The sequence below is a fragment of the Allocoleopsis sp. genome, assembly GCF_036703385.1.
In the GTDB taxonomy this organism is placed as follows: Bacteria; Cyanobacteriota; Cyanobacteriia; order Cyanobacteriales; family Coleofasciculaceae; genus Allocoleopsis.
Genome location: NZ_DATNPA010000128.1, coordinates 22,275 through 32,357, shown reverse-complemented (window position 1 = coordinate 32,357; position 10,083 = coordinate 22,275). Strand labels below are relative to the sequence as shown.

Here is a 10,083-nt window from a genome sequence, read left to right as displayed (position 1 = left end):
GATGAATTTGGGTTAATTTCCGGTCACTTCCAGGTCAAGTTACGGCTACTTTGTGGTTCTTTTCTGGCCAAGGTAACTGATATTAAGTCTCAGTTAGAGTGCCTAACTATGCCTGAAATGTCTTCTCACAGTACCTTTCGTGTTGTAAGAGTGACCACAAGGTGACCGAAGAATGACCACAGGGTGACCTCCGGCTGACCATAACTTGTTTTGGTTTGGATTGAATTTTTTTGTAATTAATCAACTTAATTGCTGTGAGTCGAAAGAAAAAAAACGGTTTTCCTGATTTACTGATTGTTTTGGACTTTGGTGGCTCACTAACCAAAGTGGTTTACATGGGTTGTGACAAACAACCGAAGGCGTTATGCATGGAGCCTGAAGTTCTCGAACTCCCTAAAACTTCTCTTCTGATTTACGAGGACCAAAAGATGGGTATGGATGGCTCATTACCCGGTGATAGAGCTTGGGTTGGTAGCGACGAACGATTCTATGTTGTCGGGTATTTGGCACGAGAGCAGTTTAACGGCAACGCAGGCTTATCCCAGCTAAAAGTCGAGCGAGCAGTTCCCAAGGCATTGGCTGCTGTGTGGGCGGCTTCTGTTGAATTGCAGTTGGGGAATGAATTTTCCGCTGCCGTTGGCGTTCTCCTCCCCCCTGGAGAATTTGAAAATGCCTTGCGACTGAAAGCATCCATTGAAAAGGGATTAAAGGCATTTGAGACTCCCAGTGGAACGTTAAATGTTACCCTGGCTCATTGGGATTGTAAGCCTGAAGGTGGTGGCGTGTATTTGATGCACACTCGTAACCGAGATAGCGCTCTTATAAAGCACAAATCTATAGCTGTTGTGATGGTTGGTTTCCGCAATGCTTCTATACTGTTGTCTCAACGGGGAGCTGTGACTAAGCGGGTAACTTCAGATTTGGGCTTCATCAAGCTACTGGAAAAGGTTATGAAAAAAACCAGTGGTTTGAACGTTAATCAGCTAGCTGAGGTGATCTCGCGAGCTGGCGAGCCTCCCGATTTTAAAGCTCTTATTCCTGTGTTGAGGTCAACAGATGAGTTGCATCGCAAGAATGATTTACTTAAACTCAAGGGCGCTATCATGTCGTCCCGGCAGGAGTACGCCTTGTCTTTGACGAGCTGGTTTAGAGAGGTGTTGCCCCAGCGCTTAGACGAAGTAGTACTTTGCGGTGGTACATCTGATTATCTTCAACGAGAGTTATCGGATTACTTTAAAGGTACGACGATTGCGTGGCATGGCGTCGAACTCCCGAATGGGTTATCGAGTTCGCTACCAGGCAATCGAATGTGTGATGCTTTTGGTCTGTACGAATATCTGCGTAATGCGATTTGGCTTGAAGTTTCTCAAAGTGTAAGAACTCGTACTTCAAAGAGTACTTCTTCTAAAGCGGAGGTGGCACGAGGTGCCTAAAGCTTTAAAACTGCAAGTGCCTATTTATCTCAACATCAGATTTCGCTTTCGTCCTCAAGCTGACTCGGTTGATAGCGAGACGCTCAATTACCTCAAGTCATGCTCAAAAGAGTGCAATCAGATGACGCTGGAAGCAATTCGAGCTTATTGGATGCCTGTTGCTTGTGGAGAGCGTTCGTTTGTTAAAGGTGAGGCGTTGAAAAAGTTAGCGGCAATGGCTGTAGCTGCTTTGTGTTCTCGCGCTCGTTACTTGTGTGCCACGTTTGAGCTAGACCCTGCTGCCTTCGGATTGTCTGTCCTTGTAGTAGGTGTTTCTCCGTCCGGTTTTCCTTCTCAATCAATTGTCACCCAAGCCAGTAACGAAGAGGAGCGAACCCAACCTGAAGAAGCCTTTGAGGAATTAGAAGGTGCTGAAGGTTACTCAAATGCGGCTGATATGAGTTTCAACACGGCTGGTTTGTAGTCGGCTTTTAGTTTTCAAGTCGCCTACATCTTGGCTTGCCAAAGGGTTTCCAATGAGGAAACCCTCTTAATCACTACCTGCTTCTCTTGAGTGAGGTGAGTGGCTAGATAGGTAATGCGCCACCTTCGCGATTCCGTCCGAGTTCTCGAATTATCCGGTAGCCTTGGTTGGAACAGTCTGGAAGTTGGGTCATGATTTCTGTTTAGAAAGTAGCTACATAGTCATTATCTAATTAGTCAGTTTGTTAAGCTCTTAACCAAGTATTGTTCGCTCCTTACTGTTTCATGTTCTCAACTTAGGCACCATCGGCTGATAGCAACGTTGCGTCACACTATTGCTATGGAGTTCATCACCCTAGTTTTTCAAGGGCACAAAACACTTAGATTCTGCTACCCATTGCCACGCGATCGCGTCTGGGTCTTTACTCTTACTCCAGGAGGAGAAATTGGGTTTTTTCTTGGCATCGCTAAGCGTAGAACTCTTGACCCCCAACCGCTCTACCATCTCGGCATGAGTCAGTGATTCAGTGAATTCACTGCCTTCAAAAGTCGGCTCTTCTTTGGCATCCGGTCTTGATTCATCCGATGACTCACTTGAGGAAGTTTCTTGGTCAAAAGGCTTTTCAGCCGCTTCCTCTGGGGGGAGCGATGATTCATTAGGAATTGCCAGAGATCTATCTGTATAGCTCTCTAAGGTGTCTGAACTTGATTCAATGAGCAAAGAATCCTGTGAATTATTGGTACTGGGCTGCGGCTTATTCTGAGCGGTAATGGCTTCTTTGATGGGCAATGATTCATCTTTATCTTCTCCCTCGTCAGAGATTAGCTCTTCGAGCTGTGCCAACAAAGATTCGAGTTTCTGGCGCTTTGAGGGGTTATCCCACACCTTTGACTTTTTTACTCGCTTAGTAGTCGCATCTATTCGAGCAGCGAATTCCCCTTGTTCGGGCGGCGGTTGAGAGGTTTTGACTCGCTCTCGAATTTGACTCAAGGAGAGTGATTGCGCGATGGCCTCTTCCAGCAGTGCCTTGCGTTCGGCTTCATCCTTGACTTGTGCTAGAGCTTTCGCCTTGGTGTACTCAATTTCACCTCTTCGCAATGCTTCGAGAATGTCTTCAGGCAACCGCAACAGGGGAAGGCGATTGCAGGTGAACGAGTACCAGCTCATCAATCCCAGCTCGTCGAACACTCCTTGTACGCCCTGCTCCGAATCCGATTCCGGGTTAGGGATAACGTTATCCCTAACCTCAGAATCTTTCCCCTTGTCCTTCTCAAAAGCGTTCTTCATCTGATAAAGCAACGGGGGAATCTCCGGTAGGGTTAGATTGAGCTTGAGAGCCAGTAACTGCAAGATTCCCTCAGTTTCCTCGACCGGATTGAGGTCTTCTCGTTGGAGGTTCTCCACTAGGGCAAGTTGCAGGGCTTCAGTATCATTGAGTTCCCGTACCACTATGGGAACCTCGGTAAGTCCAAGCTCAACAGCAGCTCGGTAACGCCGTTCTCCCGCCACTAGCTCGTACTGATTATCCGGGAGCGGCCGTACTAACAACGGCTCCAATATCCCGTGCTGCTTGACCGACTGCACCAACTGCTCTAACTTTTCTGGAGCAAAGTAGCGCCTGGGCTGAGTCCGAGTTTTAATGTCCTCCGTGCGAACCAACTCGGCTGCCGGACGCTCCTCGCCAAACAAAACGTCTAAGGAGTTAACAGGCGTCACATCCGAACCGTAAGGGCGCGAGCGCTTACGAGCCATTACACCAAAACCTCCAAGTCTTTCACAATGGACTTGAGAACCGCAATTGCCTTATGGCTACTATCGTAGATTCCCAATGGTACGCGAGCCTCAACCGCGTCGGCAAAACTTGTAGACCAGGGGATGGGAGGATAGATGAGACCCACACCAGCAAACCGCTCTTTGATGGCTTCTAGTGTCCGGGCGTCCTGACTCCGACGAGCATCAAACAACGTAGGGATAAAACCAGCGATTTTCAAGTCTCGATTCGGGCGACGCCTTACCCGCGCCACGGTCTTAAGCAACAAATTTGTCCCCTCAAAGGCTTTGAACTGAGTTTGAATCGGGACAAGGATATGGGTCGCCGCGACTAAACTGATATAACTCAACAACCCCAACGAAGGAGGGCAATCAATCAGAATAAAATCGTACAGGTTTCTTACGGGAGAGAGCGCGTCTTTCAACCGGACATCTCGCATATCCGCGTTGACGAGCGCTAATTCAGTGGCTGATAAGTTGATAGAAGAAGGCGTTAAATCTAAACCGTGAAGCCCCTTGTGGATTGGTAACTCGCTCAACTCTTCATCGGAGTCTTCATCCGCCAGCACGTCAGAGACGGTCGAGTTTAACTTTTCTGGCTCAAGTCCCATAAAGATGGTCAAGCTCGCTTGCGGGTCCATATCAACTAGGAGAACGCGATGAGAGCGCTCTTGCAGATGATAGCCAAGATTCATGGTCAGGGTACTCTTCCCGACTCCGCCGCACTGGTTGAATAGTGCAATTACCCGGCTCATGTGTGCCATCTCTGCCAGTAGGGACAATCAATACTTGCAACGATACAACTAAAAGGAACAAAAGTTTTGATGGTTCACCCGCCTCTTCTTCTAGAACCCAATCTTTTGGACTAACAAACTATGAAATGGGCTTTTCCTCAATATCGACACAACGCACTCCTGAGCGGTTGATTGAGTCAGTACGCTGTTTGCTGCCGTGTTGCAGTCGATATATGGCGTTCCGGCGTTCAAGAAGCTTGTGAAAAGCTTGGTTAGGCAATAGTAGTAAACTAGGGATTTTGGATATAGCAGAGAACTGGAAGCAAGTCATAATAACGGGAGCCGAGTGAACTCAACTGGAAATTACAATGACACAAATGAGCCTTGAGCTAGTTTATCCCGCTAATCTCAAAGCTAGTGTAAATCCCGTCTTTGCCCGCCACGAAACTTTTCACCCACGGTTTGGGTGGATCAAGAAGGGGTTTGATGCAGCAGTTAAGGATAAAGACGTTTTCTTGCGGGAAGACGCTCCGGTTCTTTTGGGTGTTGGCAAAAACATGGCACGTTCTATCCGCTACTGGTGTAAGGCATTCAAAGTGTTGGAAGAGGAGTCAGCCTCTAATCAGAAGGCTCGTTTTAGTAATCCTTCACCTTTTGGCTCAAAGCTTTTAAACGACAACGGCGGCTGGGACCCGTTTCTCGAAGACCCCGCTTCCCTGTGGCTATTGCACTGGAATCTCCTGAAGCCACCCTGCTATGCTACTGCCTGGGAGTTTACGTTCAACACCTTCCGTCCAGTTGAATTCTCAGTCGAGGAGTTACTACTAGCTCTGAGTAATTACAGAAATAGTTTGTCCACCCGCATAGCAGACTCTTCGCTGAAAAAGGACATTACCTGTATTCTACGAATGTATGCAGAGCAAGACTTCCATGCGGGACCAACCGAGGATACCCTGGATTGTCCCTTCACAGAGCTGGGAATCATTACAAAAGCTGGGGACTCAAAACGCTACACATTTCGAGTTGGGTCAAAGGGAAATTTACCAGCCCAGATAATTGTTTCAGCTTGCCTGGAGTTTGCCAGCTGGGTGGGGAGAGAACAAAAGACGATATCCATCTCGCGCCTAACCTTCGATCCTAGAAGCCCTGGTATGGTTTTCAAACTCAATGAGAGTGCTATCTGTGAGGCAATTGAGCAAGTTCAAGCGGGGTGGGATGCCATCAGGCTCTCTGACACAGCTGGGTTAATTCAACTTTCCTATATTAAAGAACCAGATGTGCTGGCAGAAGAGATTCTAGACAGATACTATCAAGCAAGGATGATGTGAGGCTTATCCCATGAAAAAAAACTTGTCTGAATATTTCCGCCTCAATCGTCGTTACTCTCGTTCTATCAATCTAGAGCGGGACTTGGAACTGCCTAACACAGTCGAAGGATACGTCCTCACTGAGAGGGCAGTAGATACCTTACTACGCATCGTGGCTGCACTCACGGGAACTCAATCTACCCGCGCTTGGACGTTGACGGGCGTCTATGGCACCGGGAAGTCTGCCTTTGCTCACTATTTAGCCTCTCTTTGTGCGCCAGCAACGAATCCGATGCGTCACACCGCATTGAATATCGCTGCTGTTGCACTCGGTTCAGATAGTTCTGAGTACCGGACACTGGAAGCAAATTTACCAGAGCGGGGGGTTTTTCGAGCAGTAGCCACGTCCCAGCGTGAACCGTTAAGCCACACAATCATACGCGCTCTTGAACGAGGTGCCGGAATGTTTTGGCAAGGGACACGCCCTCAGCTTGCGATCGCTCGAGAACTAGAAAACTTGGTACTAGGAATCACTTGTGGAGACACAAGCATCGACAGCAGGAATATCCCAAGCCTAGTACAGGAAGTTGCCCAAGCCGCCCAAACACCTGTCTTACTGATAATAGATGAACTGGGCAAGAATCTAGAATTTGCTGCTGCCAATCAGGGGGATGAAGACTTATATCTGCTACAGCAGCTAACTGAACTTTCTCAAAAAGACGGTTCTCAGGTTTATTTAGTGGGGCTGTTGCACTCTTCATTTGCCGAGTACAGCCAGAGATTAGCATCAAAAGAGCGTAACGAATGGCAGAAGATTCATGGACGGTTTGAGGATATTCCGTTTGATGAGTCGGCTGGACAGATGATGCGGTTAATTGGTGAAGCAATTGATCGATCTCAGGCAGCTCCATTTCACTCTCGGATTCATGAATGGGCAGAAGAATGGTTTGAATATCTGCCAAGAAACATAACAAACGATCTTACGCCTAAAGTTCTGGCGGATGCCTACCCATTGCATCCGATTGCGGCGATGGTATTGCCGATGTTATGCATTCGATATGCCCAGAATGACCGCTCATTATTTACATTTCTTACCAGTGATGAACCCTTATCTTTTAAGAATCTTCTAAAAGAGGAAACAGTTGAGGAAAATGCTCTCCCTACGCTAAAGCTGCATCGAATCTACGACTACTTTATAGAATCGGTCGGCATGGGTTTAGCTTCTAGACCAAACCTTCAGCGGTGGCTAGAAGTACAGAGTTTAATCGCAGATGCTAGACATCTCGATTCTGACAGTCTACAAGTGTTGAAAACGATTGGAACGTTGAACCTTGTGACTGCCACTGGTGCTCTCAGGGCAACTCGTAGCTTAGTGACGCTGGCAATGTGCGAGCAAGCGTCAGACCACGACCAACTAAACCGCTGGCAGCAAGTTATTGATAACCTTCGAGAAAAAGGACTTATTACCCATCTCCGGCAACTAGATGAATTGCGGATTTGGGAAGGTTCTGATTTTGATGTTGAGGGTGAGATTGATGCAATAGTTGAAACTCAAGCGAAGCCCTTAGCCAGTCTTTTGTCTGCGATATTTCCTCTTCATACCTTAGTAGCTCAACGTCACAGCTACAAAACCGGCACTCTACGCTACTTTGAGCGTCAGTATCTCGATGCTTCTAACAACTTAGAAACTCTTCACTGTACTAACAATAACTGCGATGGTCTGATCGGGTACTGGTTAGATGAGGCATTACCTACCACCAAAGTACCAGCCCAAACTGCCGATGGAAAACCGCTCATCGTGCTGGGTGTCACAAAACTGGATGTACTGCGAATCAGGGCGCTGGAATTTGCCGCACTCCAGAAAATCAAAACCAGTGCCCCTCAACTGCAAACCGATGCAGTTGCTAGGCGCGAAGTTGAATACCGATTAGGACACGCCAAACGATTGCTAGATGAAAGCTTGAAGCAAGCCTTTGATGTGGCTATCAATCAAAATGTCTGCTGGATTCAGGGGAAACAAGAAACAATCAGCCACGTTACAGACTTCAATACGAAGCTGTCGGAGGTCTGTGACGAGATTTACCCTGATGGTCTCAAATTGTGGAACGAGCTGATCAATCGCCGTGAACTCACGTCCCAAGGAGCCAAAGCCAGACGGGAACTGATTGAGGCGATGTTAGAGCACCCAGAGCAGGAAAGATTGGGCTTGCAGGGCAATGGTCCTGAAGTTAGTATGTATGATTCGCTGCTTGGTAAGACAGGTATTCATAGGCAGGAAAAGGAAGAATGGGGATTCCACCCCCCCCTAAAAGACTCAGGTGTGTTGTCAGTTTGGCAAGCAATTAACGATTTCTGTCTGCAAGCTAAGGAAAAAACAAGAAACTTAGACTTGCTCTACAAGCATCTGGAATCACCCCCTTATGGAGTCAAACGAGGAGCTATTCCGGTGCTGTTAGCAGCTGTATTGTTGCACCACGTTGATGATGTTGGTGTTTATAAGGATGGTACGTTTATTCCGGTTTTGGGGGCAGAACATTTTGAATTGCTGGTTAAAGATCAATCCCGTTTTTCTGTTAAGTATTTTGAGGTAGCTGGGCTGCGAGCGCAGGTATTTAAGGAACTGGAAGATATTTTGAAAAAGCCCAATGAGCGGAAGCCTTCACGGGTTAGGAATACCACCCTGATAGAAGTAGTAAAACCACTACTTCAGTTTGTGAAAAAGCTACCAGCTTACACCACTAAAACCCAAAGCATTAGTAATGACGCTAAAGCTGTTTTGCAAACCTTGGAAAATGCTCAAGAACCAGATGAACTGCTGTTCACATCCTTACCTCAAGCTTGCGGGTTAGAGCCTATCGTTGCTGATGAAGCTGACGATGGCACAAAGGCTCGAACACTCAAGTATAAGCTTATTCAATCACTCAACGAGATTCAGACTGCCTATGAACGCTTACTGAATGAATGTGAAACACGTCTCCACGATGCCTTTGGAGTTCCGAGTAGCGAGACAAAGCTGCGGGAAAATTTGCGGGTTCGAGCTAACTATTTAGTAGGTAAATGTCTGAAAGGTAGCCTTCTTGATCGTTTCACAAAGGCTGCAACGGATGAAACCGTAGCCAAGCGGGAATGGCTAGAGGCACTATTGATGATTGTAGCTGACAGACCTGTTGTATCTTGGACAGATCAGGATGTTGCAGGATTTGAGATAAAACTGACTGATATTGCTAGGCAGTTCAAAAACCTAGAGACTTTAATACGGACAAAGGTTGATAACTCTACAAATAAGGGGTTCGACGCACGCCTGCTCACACTCACCTATCCAGACGGTAAAGAAAAGCATGAGCTGGTTTGGATTGACCAGAACCGTCAGAACCAAATTCTTGAGGATTTGGGTAAAGAAATTTTGGAAAAGCCAATACTACGTGATAACCCTCAATTACAGCAAGCTCTAGCTGCTAAGTTTACTGAAAGTGTTCTGGGTTCAGCGCCTCAGGACAATGTTGATCAGATTCAGGCAAAGCGTAAAAATCGTAAGTATGAGCAAGAAACGGGTTAGACACATTCTCGGACTCTCAGGCGGCAAGGACAGTACAGCCTTGGCAGTCCTGATGCACAAGGAAGTTCCACAGATGGAATACTTCTTCTGTGATACCAAGAAAGAATTGCCAGAGACTTATGAATATCTTGAGCGCATCAAGGCTCGCCTTGGAATTAAAATCCATTACCTCAGTGCCGAGCGTGGGTTTGACCATTGGCTTGATGTCTACGGAGGAGTTTTTCCCTCACCCAAGATGCGCTGGTGTACAAAGCAGCTGAAGATTATCCCTTTAGAGAAGTTTGTCGGTGATGATGAAGCCATCAGCTACATTGGCATCCGGGCTGACGAAAATCGTGAGGGCTACATCTCTACGATTAAGTCCAATATTAAACCTGTTTTTCCATTCAAAGAACGGGGGCTTGTTAAGGCAGATATCTACCGTATCCTTGAGGAAAGTGGAATAGGATTACCAGACTATTATCGCTGGCGCAGTCGCTCTGGTTGTTTCTTCTGTTTTTTTCAGCGCAAATATGAGTGGGTAAGGCTTGCAGAGGAACATCCAGATTTGTTTGCACAAGCAGTCAGATATGAACAGGAACATAAGGACGGTAGGCAATACACCTGGACTCAAGGCGAGACACTAACAGAACTCCTTGAACGCAAGGATGAAATTATTGCTGAACATGAGAGGGCGATGGTTAAACATGAACAGATGATGGCTGAAAAAAAGAAATCTGCTCCTAATCGTCCATTAGCAGAGGTACTAGCAGATGTACTTGACAGCGAGGATGATGAATTGCCATGCCTAGCTTGTCATCTTTAGCTAATGACGAAGTTT

Annotated in this window: 7 protein-coding genes; 5 read left to right on the top strand and 2 right to left on the bottom strand. The window is 46.9% G+C overall.

Annotated elements, in window-relative coordinates; translation table 11 throughout:
* Window positions 1–254: 254 nt before the first annotated feature.
* Both V6C93_RS06495 and V6C93_RS06490 read left to right on the top strand, forming a co-directional pair.
* Window positions 255–1,433, top strand: coding sequence for a ParM/StbA family protein (locus V6C93_RS06495; protein WP_333475838.1), 1,179 nt, complete (start codon window positions 255–257; stop codon window positions 1,431–1,433).
* Window positions 1,426–1,896, top strand: a complete 471-nt coding sequence (locus tag V6C93_RS06490; protein ID WP_333475837.1) for a hypothetical protein — start codon at window positions 1,426–1,428, stop codon at window positions 1,894–1,896. The genes V6C93_RS06495 and V6C93_RS06490 overlap by 8 nt, the downstream gene beginning before the upstream one ends.
* Window positions 1,897–2,250: 354 nt before the next feature.
* Here V6C93_RS06490 and V6C93_RS06485 read toward each other — a convergent pair whose 3' ends face one another.
* Both V6C93_RS06485 and V6C93_RS06480 read right to left on the bottom strand, forming a co-directional pair.
* Window positions 2,251–3,648, bottom strand: a complete 1,398-nt coding sequence (locus V6C93_RS06485; protein ID WP_333475836.1) for a ParB/RepB/Spo0J family partition protein — start codon at window positions 3,646–3,648, stop codon at window positions 2,251–2,253.
* The gene (locus V6C93_RS06480) at window positions 3,648–4,421 is read right to left on the bottom strand and encodes an AAA family ATPase (protein ID WP_333475835.1); all 774 of its coding nucleotides are present in this window, start codon (window positions 4,419–4,421) and stop codon (window positions 3,648–3,650) included. The genes V6C93_RS06485 and V6C93_RS06480 overlap by 1 nt, the downstream gene beginning before the upstream one ends.
* A 347-nt stretch (window positions 4,422–4,768) precedes the next feature.
* Between V6C93_RS06480 and V6C93_RS06475 the strand changes: the two genes are divergently transcribed.
* The 3 genes from V6C93_RS06475 to V6C93_RS06465 are packed head-to-tail and all read left to right on the top strand — an operon-like array spanning window position 4,769 to window position 10,068.
* Entirely contained in the window at window positions 4,769–5,728 is a 960-nt protein-coding gene (locus tag V6C93_RS06475) for a DUF4007 family protein (RefSeq protein WP_333475834.1), read from the top strand.
* A gap of 10 nt (window positions 5,729–5,738) precedes the next feature.
* Window positions 5,739–9,263 carry a hypothetical protein gene (locus tag V6C93_RS06470; protein ID WP_333475833.1) on the top strand — a complete coding sequence of 1,175 codons (3,525 nt, stop codon included), beginning with the start codon at window positions 5,739–5,741 and terminating at the stop codon, window positions 9,261–9,263.
* Complete coding sequence (locus V6C93_RS06465; RefSeq protein ID WP_333475832.1) at window positions 9,244–10,068, top strand: phosphoadenosine phosphosulfate reductase family protein; 825 nt, start codon at window positions 9,244–9,246, stop codon at window positions 10,066–10,068. Before V6C93_RS06470 ends, V6C93_RS06465 begins: the two co-directional genes overlap by 20 nt.
* Window positions 10,069–10,083 lie beyond the last annotated feature (15 nt).

Excerpts from the sequence above, each read along its gene's own strand:
- V6C93_RS06485 (WP_333475836.1), bottom strand. The coding sequence starts at position 3,648 with ATGGCTCGTAAGCGCTCGCGCCCTTACGGTTCGGATGTGACGCCTGTT.
- V6C93_RS06480 (WP_333475835.1), bottom strand. The coding sequence starts at position 4,421 with ATGAGCCGGGTAATTGCACTATTCAACCAGTGCGGCGGAGTCGGGAAG.
- V6C93_RS06475 (WP_333475834.1), top strand. The coding sequence starts at position 4,769 with ATGACACAAATGAGCCTTGAGCTAGTTTATCCCGCTAATCTCAAAGCT.
- V6C93_RS06470 (WP_333475833.1), top strand. The coding sequence starts at position 5,739 with ATGAAAAAAAACTTGTCTGAATATTTCCGCCTCAATCGTCGTTACTCT.
- V6C93_RS06465 (WP_333475832.1), top strand. The coding sequence starts at position 9,244 with ATGAGCAAGAAACGGGTTAGACACATTCTCGGACTCTCAGGCGGCAAG.